Genomic DNA, 18952 nt, shown 5'->3' on the forward strand with positions numbered 1-18952 from the left:
TGTCAACATGACCATCGAGGCCGTCATCGCGGAAGTCCTCCGACAAATCAGGCCAACAGAAGAAGAGAGGACCTTCGTCAAAAGGCTGATGGGGGAACTTAAAGAGCTTGCCGTGGAGACCGTTGAGGAGCTCGGCCTCGACGTTAAGCCCCACTTCGTCGGCTCCCTCGCGAAGGACACCTATTTAGCTGGAGACCACGACGTTGACCTCTTCTTGGCTTTTCCCCTCGAAACCCCCCTGCAAGAGCTCAGGGAAAAAGGCCTGGAGCTCGGGAAGGTCATAGCGAGGAAACTCGACTCCTATGAGATTGCCTACGCGGAACATCCGTATGTAAGGGCAAGCTATAAGGGGGTGAGCGTTGACATCGTTCCCTGCTACGACGTTAATAGCTGGAGAGACGTCAGAACCGCCGTCGACCGCTCGATTCTCCACACGCGGTGGGTGAACGAGAACATCAAAGGCAAAAACGATGAAGTCCGCCTCCTCAAGCGCTTTTTGAAGGGTATTAACGCTTACGGGAGTGAAATTTACGTGCGCGGTTTCTCGGGCTACCTTGCCGAGATTCTGGTCATAAAGTACGGCTCGTTCCTCGACGTCCTGAAGAAAGCGGACTTCATGCTGAGGCAGAAGATAATCGACCCCAAAAACTGGTTGAGAAGAGAGCCAGAGATAGCGATGAGGACCGTGAAGAGGGAAGTTGAGTTGGACAGGCCTTTGATAGTTCTCGATCCCGTTGACCCAAGGAGGAACGTTGCCGCGAACTTAAGCTGGGAGCGCTATGGAGTTTTCTATTTCAATGCTATTAAGTTCCTCAAGGAGCCCTCAACGAAGTTCTTCTTCCCGGAGAAATCGAGGGCAGGGAACTACCTGGATGAGCTCAGAAGGAAGGGAACCCACTTGGTGACGCTGATTTTTGGAAAGCAGGACTTAGTAGACGACCTCCTTCTACCCCAGCTTGAAAGGAGCGCGCGGGGTTTCGAGAAGGCCCTGGAACGGGAAGGCTTCAGAGTCTTTGGCTGGGACTACGGGTACTCAGGCGATAAAGCATTCATAATGCTTGAAGTTGATAGAGCTGAGAGGCCATCGGTAAGAATACACCCCGGCCCGGAGTTTTTCACCGAGAGAGGCAGGGACTTCTACAGGAAAAACGAAAGAGTCTGGTTGAGGGGCAAGAGACTCTACGCGGAGAAGAGCGTGAAAGAGAACATTCTCGATGTTATTTCCGAACTTCTGGAGAAGAACCAGGTCTCACTCGGAAAGAACCTAAGGGAAGCGGTAAAAGATGCCGACTTTCTCGTGGACTACGTTCCGGGTGATCTGGAGGGAGAAGCCTACCTTTTCCTGAGCAGAAAGAAGGAGGGCCTGAAGGGCTAAGCCCTGTGCTCGCACCACTCCCTGTTCTCCCACTGGCCGTGAACCTCCCCGGGGATGTGGCCGGTGTCGGCAACTGCTCCACTGAAGTCATAGAGCACTTCAAGAGCCTTTCTTATCTCATCCGGAAGTGCTTCTTTGCCCGTGTAGAGCGCCGCCCTTGTGACGACGTTGTAGGGACTGTTGGGGACTTCACTTTCAAGGGACTCAAACCAGGCTTTTTCGGTTGTCTCCCAGCCCTCGAGACCGGGGAGCTTATAGAGATCATAGTCGTAGTAGAGCTGCGGGAAAGCCAGGAGCTTCATGTATTCCAAGAGAAGGAAGTTTGCCCTCTCCTCAAGGCCTTCCTTTAGGTAGACTTCCATGAGCTCAATCAAAGCCTTACTTATGACGGCAACGTTTCCAAAGGTCACCCTCGTGTCGATGTTCTCCCAAAAGCGCGGGCAGGAGTGGTTCGAAAGCAGCATCAGGTAGTAGATCCTACCAAGCTTCATGGCCAGGGCTGGATCAACATCCTCTATGGGTTCCATCACGTAATCAACACCGGTCTCCAGACCAAAGTACTCGTAGTGCTCGCGGAAGAAGACCCTCGAATACCTGACGAGAAACTCCCGGATGTTTTCCCTGCCAATCCCCGGATTTTCTCTGGTTATCAGATCAATGACCTCAAAGCGCACTGCCCGGTTAAGCTCGCGGAAGAGCTTGGTGAATGCATACTTCCACAGCTGGGAAACTTTTTTACCCTTATATATGCGGTTAACCACCTTGCCATCCTCCCTCCTCACACCGAGCCACCTAATGTCTCCCGTTCTCCCATCGACGCTGAGATCGTAGTAATCGCTCCAGCTCGAGTAATCCTTTATGTTTATCCTGAAGTGCTCGCTGCACTCGCCGGGCAGACACTTGTAGATGCCTTTCTTTTTCCTCCTCACGAATTCGACTGCATTAACTCCCTCAACCCCTCTTTCATCAAGACCGGCCATCCATCTAAGGAACCTGTCAAGCTGTTGAGGATTGGCAAGAAGCGCCTCAAGGTCGCTGGCAAGATGAACCAAGTACGGAACTCCTTCTTTTTCTTTGAAAGCGTCGACTCTATCCTCAGCAACCGCCTTAATGAGCCCCTCAACGTCCAGGGTGTTGAAAGCGAAGGCATCACTGAGCTGGTGATCTCTCCCAAAGGCGTAGGAAATCCTGCCATCGCAACGGTAGGTGTTGCACGAATACTTCGCCTGAGGTGGATTAAGGCCAACAAACTGCCTCTCATCAAGGAGGAAAACGACTTCAGCACTGGTCGAATTGGCGACTATCCCCGCGGTTTCCCGGGTTATAACTCCCTCCGGAAGCCAGTAACCGACTATGTCTTTCCCTCCAATAAACGGGGTGTAGAAATCAAACGACATCCTGGAGAGAACTTCCTGTTCAAATACCCCAAGATGCGGCATTATAGGGTGGAAAGGAGCGGTTGGAACCGCTTCAACATGATCACTGAGAAGATCGACGATCTCTCCATATATCTTGGGCTTGTACTTCAGCACCATATAAAGAGTGAAGGGCTCAAAATCCAGGCTAACGCTCTTTTCAGGAAGTTTTTCAAGAAGGTCAGAAGTGTATTCATAAGCCTTTATCACAGCCCTCGTCCAGTTTCTGCCCTTAACTTCAATATCCCTTATCTTCAGGGACACCGGACTCAGCCGCTCAGAGTATTTTATGGGATCCCACCCAGAGCCATCGTGAACGTACACTATATCACCCGGCTGATAGGCGTGGAAATGATAGGAGCGCTTCATCATCATTGCCAACACCTCCGGAGAAACTACGAATTCCCCTTTATTGAGGTTTCGATAGGGAAGCACGCCACTACCCAAAGTTGCCCGACAATCTAATAAAGAAGTACATCAAAAAACGATCGGTGAGAGGATGAAAAAGAAATTGAGAGAAATCTTTGGTGATGACCTTACCAACTATCTGGAGCTTCTAAGGGCCAAGTTGGCCTTTGCGGAGGAGATATACGGCGTCAAGATGAACTACATCCCCCTGATTATCGAAGAGCCGATAGTGATCCTAGACAAAAGAGACGGAAAGATAAAATGGCTCAAAAACAAAAAAGAGCTGACAGAAGAAGAACTTCAGAAACTGTCTGAGAAGATGAAAAGAAACCTAGAATCAGGTTTCGTTGAGGCACTTCTTGCCATGAATATGTCCTGCATCAACGGTCCTGGCGAATAAATTTTTAAGACCAGAAAAACTGCCTTATTTCATGAAGCGCGCGGAGCTAATACTCCTACTTGTAACCGTGTTCTGGGGTTTAACTTTTCCCGTAATGAAGATAAGTATATCCTACATGCCCCCGCTCCTCTTTCTGGCCTATAGATTTGGCATAGCCTCCGCATTGATGCTTCTTATTTTCAGATCGAAGGCCGTAAAAAAGGAAACGGTATTTGAGGGGTTCATACTTGGCATAACGCTGTTCTCAGGACACGCCTTCCAGATAATCGGCCTTAAATACACAACTCCCTCGAACTCGGCGTTCATTACATCACTTTACGTTGTATTCACCCCCTTCATCGCTTATTTCCTCCTGAGAGATAAAATAAAGAAAAAAGATGTAGTGTCCCTGCTCATAGCCATTGCTGGCCTGTACCTGATATCAGGTGCTGGAAAAGACCTGAACCACGGGGATATCCTTACAGTATTCTGCGCCATCAGCTTTGCCTTTCAGATAGTGCTAGTCCACAAGTTTCAGGGATCAGATTATATCAGCCTCTCGTTCTGGCAGATAGTCTGGAACTTCCTGTTCTCTCTCGTTAGCTCATCACTGATAGAAAAGCCCATTTTGCCGACTACACCAGCCTCTTGGCTTGGTATTATCTACACATCACTCTTTGCCACGGTGGTTGCATTTACAGCCCAAATAAAGTACCAGGGTGAAACTACAGCGTATAGGGCAGCCCTCATATACTCAACAGAACCGTTGTTTGGAACCCTGGGAACCGTGATTATAATGAGAACGATTCCATCAGTACGAGAACTCATAGGTGCGGGGCTGATAATGATGGCCGTATGGATGGCCATTAAAGAAGATGATGTTGAGGCACCGCTTTCCTTATAACCTCAAAAAATTGTACATATCAAGGAGATGCCCATGAAGTTCGAAGTTGTTGATAAAGATACCATGAACAAGCTCTCCAGGGAACTCAGCAGAGCAGGGATTATGAACAGAAAATACGAATCAGTCGACTATGATATCGATCACTACTTAATGATAAGGGAAAAGTACTCAGAGCTCCTCAAAAAATCCGGTGAAATCGACATCATAGAGGACACGCTTTCAAATCTCAGGCAGCTCTACGATGAGCTCATCGAGAAGGTTCAAGATACAATGGAACTGAGCATTGAAGAATTCCTTGGAGATGGAGAATCAGAGAGGTTAATTCTTCTAACGGCACTAATAGAGGACAAAATCGCAGAAGAAAGAGACGGAAAAATTGTTTTTAAAAAAATTGTCCCATTGGAAGATCTAACTATTGAACTCAGGTTTTCGTTAGATGAAGTCGAAGAATGGCTTGAAGAAATAGAAAAAAGGTTCAAGACGACTATGACAACTGAGGTCTCTATAGTTAAGCGCTACTACGTTGAAGTCATTGAAGTCGATAGAGAGCTGATAAACCTGGCCTTAAAGATAGCGGAGGAATATTCAACCGAAGAGAGCTACTTAAAAGCCATGTTCACAGGAATAGCAAGGGCCATGCTTGCAGAGACGGTGCTCCAAACAGCGGAAAAAGTCCGGAAAAAAGATAAGCTCATAGAGAGCCTCCTAGAGAGAGAACCAATAGTTCTAGAAAACGAAGGCGAGAAGGTCTACGTTTACTTCGACGAGGAATCACTGGAGAGCTTTTTAAAGGAACTGCAGACCCTTGGCTATCTCAAGATCAAAGGGAACAGGATATGGGTATGAAACGAAGAAGAAAATTTTAAAAATCCGAAAAAGAGTGAATGCCGGGGGTGAAGAAGCGATGGTAGGGCTTAAGGCGGTAGTCTTCTTCGACAGAGACGGAGAACCCTACTATCGCTGTCCAAAATGCGGAATGGTCTTCAAGAAGAGCAAGGATTACATAAAGCATGTCAACAAGTCCCATGGATGGATGTTTGGCAGGGGTAAGGTCAGAGGCAAAAGACTCCTCAAGAAGGTAAAGAACCGGAATGAGGAAAAGCTAGGACGCTGAGCTGTGATGAGCGGTAGGGCTTTCTGACCGTAAAATCTTTTATTTTTTGTCCTGTTCTAGAAAACTTCTGAGAAACCCAAAACACATGGTTCTTGAACAAAACCTAAATTTAAAGGAAGAAAAGGAGGAAAAGGTTTTTCACTTCCTCCTCCTGAGGAGGAGCGGGATTACTGCCAAGCCGATTATGGCAGCTGGACCGCAGAGTCCTCCATTGTCCTCGCTGGTAGTAGTGGTCGTGGTCTCGCTCGTGGTTGTCGGCTTGTTGGTGGTTGTCGTGGTAGTTGTTGTAGTGGTTGGCTTTGTAACGGTTACCTGGACCGGGCTGAGGCCTCCGATAGCAACGTTGTAAGTTCCGGGCTTGACAAAGGTGTACTGGAACTCAACCTTCTGGCTCTGACCGCCGTTGAGTTCAACATCAACCCACTGGACAGTCTTGCCATCGACCTTGAGCTCAACCCTGTACTTGCCGCTCATCTCTCCGGTGTTCTTAACGACAGCGCTGACGGTTACAGTAAGCGGGGCCTCACCGCTTGTTGTATCAACGCTGAGGTCGCTGAGCTCGAACTTGGCGGGCATCTTGCCAACGACCTTGACATCTGCAGTTGCGGTAGCGCCTATCGGGATAGTGAAGTTCCAGCTGTAGCCCTCGGCACCGTCCTTTGTGGCATAGGCCCTGAAGAGCTCACTTTCGGTTGTCGGAACGTCGTCGAAGGCGTAGTGTCCGTCCTCGCTGGAGGTAACTTCAAGCGGCCTGCCACATATGTCCTCTGCCTCAACCCACTTGCCAGTGGTGTTGTCCCAGACCTCGAGGATCACAGTGGCACCTGCAACCTGCTCGCCGAAGTGGTTGGTTACGTCACCGGAAACGTGGCCGACGCCGACGAACTTAAGGAGGGTGTAGTTGCTCAGGTTGTACACAATCCTCTGGAGCCTCTGTCCGGGCTCTATCTCAAGGGTGCCAGTTAGATTTGTCTCCGTAGTATTCTGAGCGGTGTAGTTGTATATGTAAACCATAGCATTGCTCGGAGCGTTGATGTTCCAGTACTCAGGAACCTTAGCCGTTGGTTCGGGCTCAACCTCGCTGGTAAAGCTAACATCGACCTTGAAGACGTTCGAGACGTTAGCGATTCCGATGTTTATGTGCCTGGCAACCTCTCCCGCGGAGACTGTTGACCAGACCCTGAACTTGGCAGTTCCGGTGTCTGGGTTGACTGGAACCAATATACTGCTTCCGTTCTCCGACTCATACTCAAGGATTCCGAGGTTCGGATCGTCGATTGTTACGTTGATAGTCAAATTCTCAAACTGTATGCCTTCCTCCTCAGCCTTGGCGAAGTTGTAGGGGTTGCCCTGGTCGTCGGTTATGGTAACTTCGACCTCAAACCACTTTCCGCTGGCTGCAGGAAGCATCGGAGCATTGGTGGGATCGTGTGCAGCATTCTCCTGAACAGACTGGCCATCACACGGGCTTATGTAGGAAACCTTGTCAACTTTGACGTGCGGAAGGGTAACGTTGATTTCCCTAACAGTCTCAATGATAGCCGGAGCGTTGGCCTGGACACTGGTTGTACCGGGCATTATTTCCACATATCCAGGAAGAGCGCTGCGGTAGGCACTAGCTTCAGGAATAGTGAACCTCTGCCTCTCTATAACTTTAACGTAGGTTCCATCCTGAACAACGGTAACATTCTCTGCATCGGGTTTGTAAGCTAGGATGAATACCTTGTATGTCTGATTGGATTCAGGTAACGTGAGTGGGAAAGTGTACTCACCGGGGAATCTCGAATCGGTGCTTGACACGTCCACTAGTATGTAGGGGCTGCTTTCGTTCTGGAGATTTACAGTTTCGATCTTTGCAAAGATGTAAGCACCAGGAACCCTCTCAAGAGTTCCCTCATAGTATTCCTGTCCAGTAAAGTCATAGTACTTAATGAATTTGCGAGCCCATCCATAAACCTGGACTCTCTTCGAAGGTGGTGCTGGGATTACTTCAATAGTCTCGTGCTTTTCAGCTCCCCTGTAGCTGACGGTGACCTGGAGGAAATCTAACGTGGGAGTCCACAGGGTTATGATTGAAGTACCCGACGAATTCGTTGAAGAGACATATGAGTAAGGTTCAATAGTACCATTCTCAGTGAGGTACTTTAGAGTCTTGGAGCTTATGGAAACATCAGCTCCCTGAATTGGAATACCTCCGGCAGTTACGTTTACTGTGACAACAACAACCTGTCCCTGGTAGATCCTTCCAGGAGTTACTGTAACCTCAAGTGGAACAACATTCAGAGTAACTCCTGTGTCTGTACCGTTGACAAAGACGTAGAGAGTTCCGGCTTTCGTCGGCTTTAGGTTGTCAAAAGTAACGGAGCCATTAACTGTCGTGTTCTGAACAAAGACATCGGTGTTGTTGCTGTCCCAGGCGAGGGTGACGTTGACACCATCAGCGATTGGTTCACCATTTTCAGTTATACTGAGTTTTAGTGTGTGAGTTGCATTAACTACCAAAGTTGCATTATCCACTAACACGCTGGGCTCTCCTTCAAGTTGGACCTCATAAACCGACTGGGCCTTAGCGGGGAGTAAGAACCCTGGAGTCACTGATGCTAGTAGCATTAGTATAAGGCCCACGACTTTTATCTTATTTTGCCAGCCCATATTCCTTCACCTACCTTCCTTTTTTGTTTGCCACTCTTTGAGGCCGGCCTCATGGAAGGCCAATAGAATATAGTTAGCCAACCAAATATAAACCTTTCGCAGAATTATCGAGGATTATTCAATAAATTAAAGCATTAGACCACAAAAATTAAAAAGAGGATGTTCGGCCGGTTCTGTTTCTACCGATAAAGATTTCTGCGTCCGTCGTAATATTTCAGCCCAGAGAGGCCTGAATTGCCTTTAGCGTCTCGATCAGCTGGTCTATTAAAGAGTCTAGTCCCAGCTGTTTGGGGGTAAGTTTCACTGTATAATCCGTAGAAATCGGAACTTCCAGAGTACCATCCGTTATTCCAAGAATCTCGTCAAGCCTGACCTCAAAAGAGCCCTGGACAGGGACGTCAATAGTGTCCTCAAAGTGTGTTGTTGTGCTGATATCGATAGGGACAGTAACGGTAGTACTAATCGGGACGTCTACCCAGGTATCCAGTGGAACAGTTATCGTAACCTGATTCCCGTTCTCATCGTATCCAGTTGTTGTTATGTTCTGTACGATGTGAACCCTAGTCAAAACGTTAACCGGCACAGAAACTTCATAATCGTGTATTTCTATAGGAATATCCTTACTTACGTGAACTTTAACTGTCTTATCAAAAGAAACTGTTACAGGTTTTGAGAGGTTCTTAACTGGTATCTTTAGAGTATCATTGAACGGTATCGAGAATTCGATTTCCTTGTTCTTCTGCTCTTCGAGCTGTGTAACAACTTGATCCAGTGAGGAAGCGGCCCTATTCTTTACCTTCATAAGGGCCACAACTGCGGCGATGTCAACTACCAGAAGGAAGATAACAACTGCCGTTAATACTCCAACCCAGATCTTAAGTTTTCTCTCGTCCACCATTAACACCCCCAATCAAAAGTTTTGTGATAATATTCCGAATCACAAGCAAAATAAACCTTTCTACCAAACCCGGCTAATAGCGTAGCGGGCAAGGAACAACCAAAAACTTTTTAAACCCTCTATCAGTCCTAATCCCGGAAGCGCCCCGGTGGTGTAGCCCGGTCAATCATGCGGGACTCTCGATCCCGCGACCCGGGTTCAAATCCCGGCCGGGGCACCAGAATTCTCCTGGGCCCGTGGCTCAGCCTGGTCAGAGCGCCCGCCTGATAAGCGGGAGGTCCGGGGTTCGAAGCCCCGCGGGCCCACCAACACAAACTTCGCCTTCGCGACGTTGAAGCGAAGCTTCAATGCACGGGACAATAGTCCCGTTGAGTTTGATTAAGATTTGCACTTCTTTTCCCCAAAATTCTGGCTTTGAGAGGGCGTGTTCATCCATGGTCAACTTTTAAAGCGTTTAGCTCCAAAACACCCCAGAAAGTAGACTAAAGTCGAAATCTCAATAAAAAGAATCCCTTAGCCTCTCTTCCCAACTATTATACCACCGACTATCATCGCAAGCCCGAGAACGGTAGCGGGCGCTATGTTCTCACCGACGATAACCGAGATGAAGAAGAGGCTCAGGAAGGGCACGAGATAAGCCAAATTTGACGCGAACTCCATCTCGTCCTCAATAGCCCGATACCAGATGAGAAAGGTAACACCCATCTCAAAGAGGCCGACGTAAACCGCCCCAGCGAGACCTTTAAGGGGCGGAAGGGTAAGCCCGCCCGACAGCACAAGAACCACCGAAACGTAAGTGAACCCGAAGAGAAAGTTCCAGAACATTTTCTCGAGAAGTGGCCTATCATCCCTCAGGTTCAAAAGCCAGTAGGAGGCCCATATCACCGCGCTACCGATGCCGAGGGCGACACCAACCGGGTCGGAGAAGTTCAGGCCGGTTAGGTTTCCCTTTGTGGCCACGACCAGCGCGCCAAGGAAGCCGATGGAGAGCCCCAGCACAGTCCTTGCCCCGGGCCTCTTTCCTAGGAGTGGAATCGAGAGGAGGACTAGCATCAGCGGCCAGGTGTAGTTCAGGGCCTGGGCCTCCTGGGCCGGAAGCCTGTCGTAGGCCGAGAAGAGGACTATGTAATAGAGGAGGGGGTTTATCAACCCAAGGTATGAGGAGCGTAGGTTCTCCCGCCTCAGCGAGAACTCGCGCGAGTAGAGGGCGCCGAAAACGATTAGGGAGGTCAGAGAGGCATAAAAGAGCAACTGGAGTGGCGTTAAATACCTCAGCGAGAGCTTGAAGGCACTGGCGACTGTTGACCAGAGGAGTACCGCAAGGAGGGCGTGCCTTTTGGACATGGAAAAAGAAGGGAGAGGAGATTTAAAAAATTCACTCCTCCCTGAAGGCGCCATACTTCTTGGGGTCGTAGAAGGGTGGTGCAACGGTTACCGCCTTCTTGGGCTTGCCCCTTATCTCGACCTCGATTTCCACGCCCGGTTGGGCATACTCCGGCTTCACGAAGGCTATTCCAATCCCTATGCCGAGAAGCGGTGAGAGTGTTCCACTGGTAACCTCGCCGATGGGCTCACCGTTCGCGTAAACCTTGTAGCCCTCTCTCGGGATGCCCTTGTCGACCATCTTGAAGTGCACCATCTTGCTCGGAAGGCCTCTCTCCTTCTGCTTCAGCAGGGCTTCCTTCCCTATGAACTCCTTATCCCAGAAGATTGCGAACTCAAGGTTGGCCTGGAGGGGAGTTACCTCGTCGATGTCGGTGCTGAGGAGCTGCTTCTCCTTCGTCTCGTTGCCGTAGAGGGTGTAGCCTGCCTCAAGGCGGAGCGTGTCCCTCGCGCCCAGTCCAGCTGGCTTTATGCCGTACTGCTCTCCCGCCTCAAGGATTGTCTTCCAGACGTGGAGTGCCTTCTCCGGCCCGCCCCTCTTAGACGGGTCTGGATGATAAGGGTTGGCGTCCTCGAAGTAGACCTCGAAGCCGTTCTCGCCCGTGTAGCCGCTCCTCGAGAGGAGCATCTTGATGCCGTCCAGCTCGACCTCCTTCGCCTGGAACCACCAGAGCTCGTTGATGTCTATGCCGAAGAGGTCTTTGGCGAGGTCCCTAGCCTTGGGCCCCTGTATCGAGAACATCGCCATGTCGTAGGTCTTGTTCTCTATCTCAAGGTCTATATCGCCGAACTTCTCGATTCCGCGCTTTATGGCGTTGAACCACGCGTCGAGCTTCTCGAATGCATCGCTGTCGCAGACCATCATGTAGGTGTCGTTTCCGAGGTTAAAGACAAGTGTTTCGTCCTTAACGGCACCGCGCTCGTTAAGAACCAGGGTGTACGTTCCACTTATCGCGGGAGGCTTGCTTATATCGTTGGTTGTGGCGTACTGGAGGAACTCAAGGGCATCCTTACCGCGGAAGAATATCTCCCCCATGTGCGAGACGTCGAAGATTCCAACTCCGTTCCTAACGGCGAGGTGCTCGTCCTTTATGCTCGAATACCAGATGGGCATCTCCCAGCCGGCGAACTCCTCAACCTTCTTCGCGTGCTCCTTATGCCAGTCGAAAATGTGAACCCTCTTGACCATAGCTATCACCGTTCAAACTTGGGTCTGGGCGTTATAATCCTTTCCAATACATGGGCAACTGTAATAAGCATTGAAGTACAAAGAAATACTGAGGTGGACAGGATGTTCGAGAAAGTTTTGTACCCAACTGACTTTTCGGAGGTTTCCCTAAAAGTCCTTCGAGAGTGCCTCCCAGAATTGAAAACCCTCGGAGCGAAGGAGTTCCACATTCTTCACATTGTGGACATAACCCTCACAGAGTTTGAAGCCTTCACCCTTCAGGAAATATACAGGGAAAAAATCAAAGATCTAAAGAAGGAACTGGAGGAAAAGGGGCTGAAGGTGAGGACAGAGGTTAAGATTGGAATACCTTCAGTGGAGATAGCCGAGTACGCCGAGAAAGAAGGCGTTGATCTCATAATCACACCGAGCGTAGGCCAGAACATCTGGAGAAGAATGTTCGTGGGCAGCACTGCCTCCAATCTCGCCAGAACAACCAGGAGACCGGTGCTTGTACTCAAGTACGTCCAGGAGGACGAGGAGTATAAGCCAACGTTTGACTCATGTTTGAAGATATTCCTAAGACCTCTGGTTGCAATAGACTTTTCTAGGTGCTCTCTCAGGATCGTGGAGACTGTAAAGAAGTTTGAAGAGCTAACAGAAAAGATTATCCTGCTCCACTCGGTCGATTATGGAAGTATAGACGAGATAGAGACTAACATCAAGCTAGCCGAGAAAAACCTCGAAAAAACTTCCAAGGCATTTAAACGGCCCGTGGAGAAAGAGGTAATGGTCGGAACAGCCAGTCAGGCCATAATAGGGACTTCAATAGCAAAGAGGGCAACCCTTGTTGTTATCGGCAAAAAGGGCAGGAGCTTTCTAAAGGATCTCCTTCTCGGCAGTACAGCAGAGAGAGTTCTCCGGGACTCAAAACTGCCAGTACTGCTGGTTCCCTGTGAATGACCTCAGACTGGAACGGCTTCCACATCAGGATTCGGCAGCTACCCTGTTGCCATCATCGGTCGTTTCCTTCTTTTCCAGCTGGCTTATAAACCTACTCCCTTTTGCTCTCGCCAGTCATGACCGCACTGGCAATCATGTGGGCCAGTCTAAGGGGTTCCGGGGTCAGACCTGTTTTAGTCGTAACCTCGACCACCTCACTGGCAGTTTTAAAAGGAAGACCGACTGTCTGGATGTAGAGCTTTCCGGGGATGAGTTCCATCAATGGGGGGGCTCTTCTCAGAAGGCGGATTCTCTCCTCAGCATCGGAAAAATGCTTTCTAAGCGCCTCTTCCATGGCTTTCAGATCGGGCTTCTTTCGTATGACTACAATAACCGGCAGACCGGTTTCTCGATACAGCTTTTCAAGATCAACAACGTTGAATCCCGCGTAGGTTATGCCCTTCAGCATTATCACTCGAAGGTCCTTGAAGCGGGAGGAGTTCACCGCATCGATAATTGCATCCGTGGCATCGGTTCCATCAACAGTGATCCAGCGGGAAAGAACGCCCACCACTTCGGAGGAACCCTTCATAACAACGCCGATCAAAACGGTCTTTTCTCTTCGGAGTTTGGAAGAAAAGGAAAAAGTCCCGTCATCGAATCCGACCACGCGGATCTGGGGCTTTACTTTCCGTATCATCCAAAGAGCACCCTGGCCATCCATTCGGAGTACTCTCTATTCAGCTTATCGAGGTCTATCCTGGCTATGAGGGGTACTTCGTAGGGGTGAAGCTCCCTAAGGGTATCCCTAACTTCCTTCCACTTGCTTATCTCCGTCTTGTAGATGGCACCGACCTCCTTTCCCTCCTCAATCTTCCCCTCCCACCAGTACATGGCCTCGTGCTCGCGAAGGTTGGCACAGACTATGAGCTTCATTTCCAGCAGTTTTCTCGTGATCTCCTTTGCAGTGTCCCAATCAGGAAAGGTCGTGTAAACCATAACCATCTCCATGGTTTCCACCGGAGGTTTTTTGGACGAATAAGCTTAAATCGGTTACGGGGTAATCCAGAAGGGATGGTTCATGGTGAGGGTTAGAGCCCACCTCAGGATATATGGAAGAGTCCAGGGAGTCGGCTTCAGGTGGAGCATGAGCAGAGAAGCCAGAAAACTAGGTGTGGCAGGCTGGGTGAGAAACCTACCAGATGGAAGCGTTGAAGCAGTTATAGAGGGAGAACCCGAAAGGGTTGAGGCTCTAATCGGCTGGGCTCACCAGGGGCCTCCTATGGCCAGGGTAACAAGGGTGGAGGTAAAATGGGAAGAACCAGAGGGACTGGAAGGCTTCAGGATCACTGGATAGCCATGCGCTCGAGGAGGACTCTCTTTGGGCAGTACTTGACTTCACAGTAGTTGCACACGAACTTCTCCTTATCCCTTTCTGGAGTGTGAATTATGAGCTTCCTGAAACCCGGGATGTCCTTAATTTTTACGAAAACCTCAACAGGGAGGGTGCCGTCGATAACTATGTAGAGTTTAGCCGGCTCTTCCCTCAGATTTCTGCTGAAAGTTTCCATGACTGCTATATTGTTTTCGTGAAGAAGTCTAAATACTTCCGATGACGCCTTAAGATAAGCATTCTTTTCCAGCTCTATCTCCAGAACCTCCCAGCCCATAAGGGGGGCCACATCGATGAGGCTGGGAAGTGGGTTAAGCCTCTCAAAGATAAGTTTGAGGGGATATGTCTTTTCAATGTAGTCGATGGTATGGTAGATTATCTTCCTGTTGACACCTATGACCCTAGCAAGTTCACTTATTGGAATTTCGACGTTTTGGAGGTAGATTTTACCGTTTTTCACGCTGAGCCCGTTCTCGAAAAGGAATTCAGCAACCTTCCTTCTCGCGGGGTAGTTCTTAAAGTACTCCTCTAGTATTAGCATCATTTTTGTTCACCTCTTGCCCATATATGAGTAGAAGTGAATATTTAAGCTTTTCCCCGAAAGGGTTTTATCCGAACAAACCCCATCCACTACAGGTGCAATCACATGCTTGACCCATTCGGTCAAGAGGCCAGGAAAATAATCCAGGACTTCGGTGGGATCGAAGAGTTTCTTGAAAAGATTCCGCGTTACGTTGAAATAAGCGACGTCATGAGCAGAGTTACATGGGAAGGGAATATCCCCAATGAGCTTGTTTCAATGGAGGGCTGGAAAGACTTAATGGAATTTTACGCTCTTCTAGGGGCTCTCGCTCACTCCCCTTACGGCTTCGAAATGGAGCTCGTAAAGGAGAAGAACATGGCCATATACCTAAAAAGGATTGAGGGGAGTCAGAGCCTGGAAAAACTCTCCCTCCCAATAAGGATAGTCAGAGAAGGCGAGGTCCCAGAAAAAGACCGCCTAATCCTGGAAAAGCTCCGACACAGGGAAATAGCGGAGGAAGAAAGGAGAAAGCTGAGGATAGAGTACAAAATATGGCTGAGGCACTTCCTCCCACTGTGGAATGGAAGCCTGAAGGACTTGTATATACGGAACAGCTGGGTGTACCTGAAAAGGAGCGACGTGATAGACCTGTGGAAGAAGCACTTCGAGAGAAACCTTGAAAGAGCCGTTAACTTGCTCTATGAGATAAGGGACGACCTCCCCGAGTTCTACACCGAAGTATATGAAAAGCTGAGGGAACTTGCCCAAGAAAGATTCAAGGAAAGAATTGAGAAGATGGGTTCAGTTGGAGCCCAGCCACTGCGCTTTGATCTCTTTCCACCGTGTATTAAAAAGGCCCTCTCCGGAGTGGGAAGCGGAATGAGAAACTACGCTATAACAGTCCTACTAACGAGCTTCCTGAGCTACGCCCGAATCTGTCCAAACCCCCCGAGGAGAGACATCAGGATCAAAGACTGCGTAAAGGACATGGGGGTCATAGAAAAAGAGATACTGCCCATCATAATAGAGGCGGGAAATCGCTGCAAGCCACCCCTGTTCGAGGATCAGCCGAACGAGGTAAAGAACATCTGGTACCATCTCGGCTTCGGTTACACCGACAGTCCATCCCTGGAGGACAGCGGCAACTCCACTTGGTACTTCCCGCCGAACTGCGATAAGATCCGGGCAAACGCCCCAGAGCTCTGCAAGCCGGACAGATACTGCCGGGGGATAAAGAATCCGCTGACCTACTACCTAAGGAGACTTTACTACGAGAGGAAAAAGGGAGAAGGTGAGGAAGGTGAGCGAGCTCTTTAGGGAAGCAACGCCGGAGGAGAGAAGAGAGTACTACACGAAAGAATGGAGCGCAAAGAAACTGCCAGACTTTATTGTGGAGACCCTAGAGGAGAGAGAGTTCGGTTTTGATCACACCGGTGAGGGGCCGAACGACAGGAAAAACGCCTTTTCAGACATAAGGGATCTGGAGGATTACGTCAAAGCAACGTCCCCCTACGCCATCTTCTCCAGTGTTGCCTTGTACGAGGATCCACGGGAAATGGAGGGCTGGATTGGGGCGGAATTGGTATTCGACATAGATGCAAAAGACCTTCCCCTGAGGAGGTGCCTGCACATTCACCCCTCGGGCCAGGTTTGTCCGTTGTGTCTTGAAGACGCCAAAGAGCTGGCAAGGGACACACTGGTAATCCTGAAGGAGGACTTCGGATTCGAGGAGGTTCACGTTGTCTACTCGGGGAGGGGGTATCACATCCGCATTCTGGATGACTGGGCCCTGGATCTGGACCACAAGGCAAGGGAGAAAATTCTTACGTACGTTAGCGCCGCCGAAGAGATAACCTTTGAGGATCTTCAAAGCAGGAGAATAATGCTCTCAAGCGGCTATTTTAGGGTGTTTCGACTGAGGTTTGGGTATTTTATAAGAAGGATAAACGAAAACCACCTGAGAAACATCGGCCTCAGAAAAAACCAAATTGAGAGCCTCCTAGAAAAAAGAGAAGAGTTATACGAAGGGTTCGTTAAAAATGCCTTTCTCACGGCTTTTCCACAGGGGATAGGGCAGAAGGGGATTCTAAAACTCTTCGCGCTGTCAAGCACCTTTTCAAAGGCATACTTTGATGGAAAGGTAACAATAGACGTAAAGAGAATTCTAAGGGTTCCATCCAGTCTTCACTCAAAAGTCGGCTTCGTGACTACATACATAGGTCAAGAGGAGGATAAACTGGAAAAGTTCGACCCGTTTAAAGATGCCGTTCCTGAGTTCAGGCGGGGGGAAGTAAGGGAAGCTTACCGGCAATGGACAGAAGAACACGGGGAGAGCATATGAACGGAGAGATTAAAATAGCCGCTTCCATGCTCATCTGGGGGAGTGTTGGTATATTCGCGCGTTTTTCGACCCTAGATGGGCTCAGCCTGGCCTTCATGAGGGTGCTTATGGGGAGTGCCATTTTCCTCGTCGGCTACTCCCTGATGGTGCGCGGATGGCTGAGCAAAGCGTTTTCAAGCGTAAGACCAAAACTTGGTTTCGTTTTTCTCCTCGGGCTGGCACTGGCACTGAACTGGGTTTTCTTCTTCTCGGCGATACTGCACACAACGATAGCCAAGGCCACGCTGATATACTACCTCGCCCCGATCATCGTCGTCCTTTTTGCAGGCATTTTCCTCGGGGAGGACATTAAGGGAAGGCTCCCCTACGTGGGGATGGCCTTCCTCGGGGCCCTCATGATAGGTCTCCAAGAGAAGCCTTCGCTCTCCAGTGGGGACTTCTTCGGAATACTCTTCGCCCTTGCGGGGGCCTTCTTCTACGCCCTGGTCACCCTCCTGGGCAGGCACCTGAGGGACGTGGAAAGCGATGCCCTTACTTTCTTCCAGCTCTTCTTCGCCACTCTAGTGCTGGCCCCGCTTGTTGCATTGAGGGGCCTCTCGCTAACCCCCCGCGCACTCGGAGTTGTGAGTATAATCGCACTGGTGCACACGTTTCTAGCTCTCCTCCTCTACATGGAAGGGCTGAAAGAAGTCGAGGCCGGAGAAGCAGCACTGCTCAGCTACCTTGACCCTCTGAGTGCAGTCATTTACGCCTTCATTATCTTCGGTGAGGTTCCCGGGGTAACAACGGCAATAGGGGGCGCCCTCATACTCCTCGCCTCTGCTTTGGACATTTTGAGTAGAAGGTGAGGCGAGGGGGCCGTAGCCCGCCTTCTGTATCAAGGGGGCATTCGACTGAGCGGCCTACCACGGGGCTCACACCGGGAACTCATCGCCCCTCTCTCGGCCTTGCACCCCGCGGGACGGCCGTTTCACCGCATCCTCCGGGATAGTCCGCGGGTTAGCTCGGGCACCGTCGCCGGGCCCTTCGCACGCGTCATCCACATCCCCCGGAGGCCGTGTCGTTTCTGCGCCGTTGCCCGGCCTCTCGGCCGGTGCCTTGCGGCACCGCGGCCCCGGTGCGGTGGGCGGAACTTCCTCGGGAGCACCCCGAGAGCCCCCGACCCCCTCGCCCAGTGGAATTAAGTTAAAGGCCCGATAAAAACCTTTGGTTCCCCCTCAGCCCGAAGAAAACAGGTTAATACTGAGGGCAACCAAGTAAATCCCGGTTATCAAAAGAACAACTGAAAAGGCCAAGCCAAAACGGTACAGGGGGTTGGACTTGAAGTGAGGATAGACAACCAGATGAATTACGGTGAGCATAATCCCGTAGATCACGGAGAAGAGTCCGAGGACCAACTCCACCTTCAGCCCGAGGATGAAAAGTATTCCTAGAATTGCACCGGCGAACACTGAAACCTGAGGTATCGTGAACACGTAGTAGTCCCTGAGCACTTTTTTCTCGTCCACCATACCTATCACGGCTCCGCTATAAAGGCGTAGGTTGTTGTGGTGGGAAGAACTTTTCTTATTTTCGGAAGAAGGTAGCGGGGGTACCTCCCTTCAGTTTTCTCATCCATGGGATCAAACTGACCCAAAACAACCTCAATGACCTTTACTTCAACCTTCCCTCTGACCCGGAAATAGCCTCTGTCCACGGTGTTGATCTCGAGGATTATCGGGAGCCGTAGGGACATTTTCTCCTTCTCATCCAGTATACCGGAGAGGTACTCCAGCTCGGATTCTCTAAAGTAGTGTTTACTCCCATCCCTCAGCACAACGTGGTCGATGCCCCTTTCCAAGAGGTCGTAGAGACTCACCCTGCGCCTTGGAAGGTGGAGGTTTATCCTCACTATTTCTTTCTTCAACAAGTCTTCTGCGGTTGGCATGTTTAAACCTACACGCCCCACCTGAAAAACGTTGGTAGGCAAGTTGGTGTTAAGTCTAATAAAAAATACCAGGCCATTTTACATTTTTGACTAAATCTCTCTCAACCCGTGGCCTGTTTAGTCATTTTGA

The 18952-nt window shown here is 49.9% G+C and carries 20 protein-coding genes, 2 tRNA genes and 1 other RNA gene; 12 read left to right on the forward strand and 11 right to left on the reverse strand.

The annotated features are described in order from the left end of the window. The first annotated feature begins 7 nt into the window (after positions 1 to 7). Entirely contained in the window at positions 8 to 1375 is a 1368-nt protein-coding gene (cca, locus tag A3K92_RS07470; RefSeq protein WP_088885662.1) for a CCA tRNA nucleotidyltransferase, read from the forward strand. On the opposite strand, the gene A3K92_RS07475 is transcribed toward cca, so the two are convergent. Further along, a complete protein-coding gene (locus A3K92_RS07475) occupies positions 1372 to 3165 on the reverse strand; it encodes a polysaccharide deacetylase family protein (protein WP_088885663.1) in 1794 nt (597 codons plus the stop codon). The genes cca and A3K92_RS07475 overlap by 4 nt on opposite strands. Before the next feature lie 124 nt (positions 3166 to 3289). On the opposite strand from A3K92_RS07475, the gene A3K92_RS07480 reads away from it, so the two are divergent. The 4 genes from A3K92_RS07480 to A3K92_RS07495 are packed head-to-tail and all read left to right on the forward strand — an operon-like array spanning position 3290 to position 5595. Next, on the forward strand, positions 3290 to 3598 hold the full coding sequence (locus tag A3K92_RS07480) for a hypothetical protein (protein ID WP_088885664.1): 309 nt from the start codon (positions 3290 to 3292) through the stop codon (positions 3596 to 3598). Positions 3599 to 3629: 31 nt separating this feature from the next. Continuing rightward, on the forward strand, positions 3630 to 4481 hold the full coding sequence (locus tag A3K92_RS07485; RefSeq protein WP_088885665.1) for a DMT family transporter: 852 nt from the start codon (positions 3630 to 3632) through the stop codon (positions 4479 to 4481). 33 nt (positions 4482 to 4514) lie between these two features. Then, entirely contained in the window at positions 4515 to 5327 is an 813-nt protein-coding gene (locus A3K92_RS07490; protein WP_088885666.1) for a hypothetical protein, read from the forward strand. Between the two features lie 58 nt (positions 5328 to 5385). Beyond that, positions 5386 to 5595: a C2H2-type zinc finger protein gene (locus tag A3K92_RS07495; protein ID WP_088885667.1), complete on the forward strand. Its 210-nt coding sequence runs from the start codon at positions 5386 to 5388 to the stop codon at positions 5593 to 5595. 138 nt (positions 5596 to 5733) lie between these two features. Here A3K92_RS07495 and A3K92_RS09640 read toward each other — a convergent pair whose 3' ends face one another. Both A3K92_RS09640 and A3K92_RS07505 read right to left on the reverse strand, forming a co-directional pair. After that, positions 5734 to 8247, reverse strand: coding sequence for a CGP-CTERM sorting domain-containing protein (locus A3K92_RS09640; RefSeq protein ID WP_232460860.1), 2514 nt, complete (start codon positions 8245 to 8247; stop codon positions 5734 to 5736). Positions 8248 to 8461: 214 nt separating this feature from the next. Continuing rightward, positions 8462 to 9142, reverse strand: coding sequence for a hypothetical protein (locus tag A3K92_RS07505; RefSeq protein WP_157722440.1), 681 nt, complete (start codon positions 9140 to 9142; stop codon positions 8462 to 8464). Positions 9143 to 9287: 145 nt separating this feature from the next. Between A3K92_RS07505 and A3K92_RS07510 the strand changes: the two genes are divergently transcribed. Continuing rightward, a tRNA-Glu gene (locus tag A3K92_RS07510) sits at positions 9288 to 9365 on the forward strand. 10 nt (positions 9366 to 9375) lie between these two features. After that, positions 9376 to 9453: transfer RNA gene (locus A3K92_RS07515), tRNA-Ile, on the forward strand. A 205-nt stretch (positions 9454 to 9658) separates the two neighbouring features. Here A3K92_RS07515 and A3K92_RS07520 read toward each other — a convergent pair. Next, entirely contained in the window at positions 9659 to 10489 is an 831-nt protein-coding gene (locus tag A3K92_RS07520; RefSeq protein WP_088885669.1) for a DMT family transporter, read from the reverse strand. Positions 10490 to 10520: 31 nt separating this feature from the next. After that, positions 10521 to 11717: a glycine cleavage system aminomethyltransferase GcvT gene (gcvT, locus tag A3K92_RS07525; protein WP_088885670.1), complete on the reverse strand. Its 1197-nt coding sequence runs from the start codon at positions 11715 to 11717 to the stop codon at positions 10521 to 10523. Positions 11718 to 11819: 102 nt separating this feature from the next. Between gcvT and A3K92_RS07530 the strand changes: the two genes are divergently transcribed. Further along, on the forward strand, positions 11820 to 12659 hold the full coding sequence (locus A3K92_RS07530) for a universal stress protein (RefSeq protein WP_088885671.1): 840 nt from the start codon (positions 11820 to 11822) through the stop codon (positions 12657 to 12659). Between the two features lie 91 nt (positions 12660 to 12750). On the opposite strand, the gene A3K92_RS07535 is transcribed toward A3K92_RS07530, so the two are convergent. Together A3K92_RS07535 and cutA are read right to left on the reverse strand one after the other, a co-directional pair. Then, on the reverse strand, positions 12751 to 13338 hold the full coding sequence (locus A3K92_RS07535; protein WP_088885672.1) for an endonuclease dU: 588 nt from the start codon (positions 13336 to 13338) through the stop codon (positions 12751 to 12753). Then, positions 13335 to 13649 carry a divalent-cation tolerance protein CutA gene (gene cutA, locus A3K92_RS07540; protein ID WP_088885673.1) on the reverse strand — a complete coding sequence of 105 codons (315 nt, stop codon included), beginning with the start codon at positions 13647 to 13649 and terminating at the stop codon, positions 13335 to 13337. Before cutA ends, A3K92_RS07535 begins: the two co-directional genes overlap by 4 nt. Positions 13650 to 13719: 70 nt before the next feature. Between cutA and A3K92_RS07545 the strand changes: the two genes are divergently transcribed. Continuing rightward, the gene (locus A3K92_RS07545; RefSeq protein WP_088885674.1) at positions 13720 to 13995 is read left to right on the forward strand and encodes an acylphosphatase; all 276 of its coding nucleotides are present in this window, start codon (positions 13720 to 13722) and stop codon (positions 13993 to 13995) included. On the opposite strand, the gene A3K92_RS07550 is transcribed toward A3K92_RS07545, so the two are convergent. Next, complete coding sequence (locus tag A3K92_RS07550) at positions 13985 to 14575, reverse strand: regulator of amino acid metabolism, contains ACT domain protein (RefSeq protein WP_088885675.1); 591 nt, start codon at positions 14573 to 14575, stop codon at positions 13985 to 13987. The two genes, A3K92_RS07545 and A3K92_RS07550, sit on opposite strands and share 11 nt — an antisense overlap. Positions 14576 to 14677: 102 nt before the next feature. Here A3K92_RS07550 and priL point away from each other — a divergent pair, with 102 nt between their 5' ends. Genes priL through A3K92_RS07565 form a run of 3 tightly spaced genes read left to right on the forward strand, consistent with a single transcriptional unit; the run spans position 14678 to position 17743 of the window. Next, entirely contained in the window at positions 14678 to 15871 is a 1194-nt protein-coding gene (priL, locus tag A3K92_RS07555; RefSeq protein ID WP_088885676.1) for a DNA primase large subunit PriL, read from the forward strand. After that, a complete protein-coding gene (priS, locus tag A3K92_RS07560; RefSeq protein WP_088885677.1) occupies positions 15855 to 16895 on the forward strand; it encodes a DNA primase catalytic subunit PriS in 1041 nt (346 codons plus the stop codon). The genes priL and priS overlap by 17 nt, the downstream gene beginning before the upstream one ends. Next, a complete protein-coding gene (locus tag A3K92_RS07565; protein ID WP_088885678.1) occupies positions 16892 to 17743 on the forward strand; it encodes a DMT family transporter in 852 nt (283 codons plus the stop codon). The genes priS and A3K92_RS07565 overlap by 4 nt, the downstream gene beginning before the upstream one ends. A 1-nt stretch (position 17744) precedes the next feature. Here the strand turns inward: A3K92_RS07565 and rnpB are convergent. The 3 genes from rnpB to A3K92_RS07580 all read right to left on the reverse strand — a co-directional run bounded on the left by rnpB (position 17745) and on the right by A3K92_RS07580 (position 18822). Further along, positions 17745 to 18066, reverse strand: an RNA gene (rnpB, locus tag A3K92_RS07570) — RNase P RNA component. A gap of 46 nt (positions 18067 to 18112) precedes the next feature. Next, on the reverse strand, positions 18113 to 18406 hold the full coding sequence (locus A3K92_RS07575) for a hypothetical protein (protein WP_088885679.1): 294 nt from the start codon (positions 18404 to 18406) through the stop codon (positions 18113 to 18115). A 5-nt stretch (positions 18407 to 18411) separates the two neighbouring features. Next, positions 18412 to 18822: a DUF61 family protein gene (locus tag A3K92_RS07580; RefSeq protein WP_088885680.1), complete on the reverse strand. Its 411-nt coding sequence runs from the start codon at positions 18820 to 18822 to the stop codon at positions 18412 to 18414. Between the last annotated feature and the right edge of the window lie 130 nt (positions 18823 to 18952).

The organism is Thermococcus gorgonarius (genome assembly GCF_002214385.1).
In the GTDB taxonomy this organism is placed as follows: Archaea; Methanobacteriota_B; Thermococci; order Thermococcales; family Thermococcaceae; genus Thermococcus; species Thermococcus gorgonarius.

Coding starts and splice junctions, on each gene's coding strand:
- cca (WP_088885662.1), top strand. CDS start 8: ATGACCATCGAGGCCGTCATCGCGGAAGTCCTCCGACAAATCAGGCCA.
- A3K92_RS07475 (WP_088885663.1), bottom strand. CDS start 3,165: ATGATGATGAAGCGCTCCTATCATTTCCACGCCTATCAGCCGGGTGAT.
- A3K92_RS07480 (WP_088885664.1), top strand. CDS start 3,290: ATGAAAAAGAAATTGAGAGAAATCTTTGGTGATGACCTTACCAACTAT.
- A3K92_RS07485 (WP_088885665.1), top strand. CDS start 3,630: ATGAAGCGCGCGGAGCTAATACTCCTACTTGTAACCGTGTTCTGGGGT.
- A3K92_RS07490 (WP_088885666.1), top strand. CDS start 4,515: ATGAAGTTCGAAGTTGTTGATAAAGATACCATGAACAAGCTCTCCAGG.
- A3K92_RS07495 (WP_088885667.1), top strand. CDS start 5,386: ATGGTAGGGCTTAAGGCGGTAGTCTTCTTCGACAGAGACGGAGAACCC.
- A3K92_RS09640 (WP_232460860.1), bottom strand. CDS start 8,247: ATGGGCTGGCAAAATAAGATAAAAGTCGTGGGCCTTATACTAATGCTA.
- A3K92_RS07520 (WP_088885669.1), bottom strand. CDS start 10,489: ATGTCCAAAAGGCACGCCCTCCTTGCGGTACTCCTCTGGTCAACAGTC.
- gcvT (WP_088885670.1), bottom strand. CDS start 11,717: ATGGTCAAGAGGGTTCACATTTTCGACTGGCATAAGGAGCACGCGAAG.
- A3K92_RS07530 (WP_088885671.1), top strand. CDS start 11,820: ATGTTCGAGAAAGTTTTGTACCCAACTGACTTTTCGGAGGTTTCCCTA.
- A3K92_RS07535 (WP_088885672.1), bottom strand. CDS start 13,338: ATGATACGGAAAGTAAAGCCCCAGATCCGCGTGGTCGGATTCGATGAC.
- cutA (WP_088885673.1), bottom strand. CDS start 13,649: ATGGAGATGGTTATGGTTTACACGACCTTTCCTGATTGGGACACTGCA.
- A3K92_RS07545 (WP_088885674.1), top strand. CDS start 13,720: ATGGTGAGGGTTAGAGCCCACCTCAGGATATATGGAAGAGTCCAGGGA.
- A3K92_RS07550 (WP_088885675.1), bottom strand. CDS start 14,575: ATGATGCTAATACTAGAGGAGTACTTTAAGAACTACCCCGCGAGAAGG.
- priL (WP_088885676.1), top strand. CDS start 14,678: ATGCTTGACCCATTCGGTCAAGAGGCCAGGAAAATAATCCAGGACTTC.
- A3K92_RS07565 (WP_088885678.1), top strand. CDS start 16,892: ATGAACGGAGAGATTAAAATAGCCGCTTCCATGCTCATCTGGGGGAGT.
- A3K92_RS07575 (WP_088885679.1), bottom strand. CDS start 18,406: ATGGTGGACGAGAAAAAAGTGCTCAGGGACTACTACGTGTTCACGATA.
- A3K92_RS07580 (WP_088885680.1), bottom strand. CDS start 18,822: ATGCCAACCGCAGAAGACTTGTTGAAGAAAGAAATAGTGAGGATAAAC.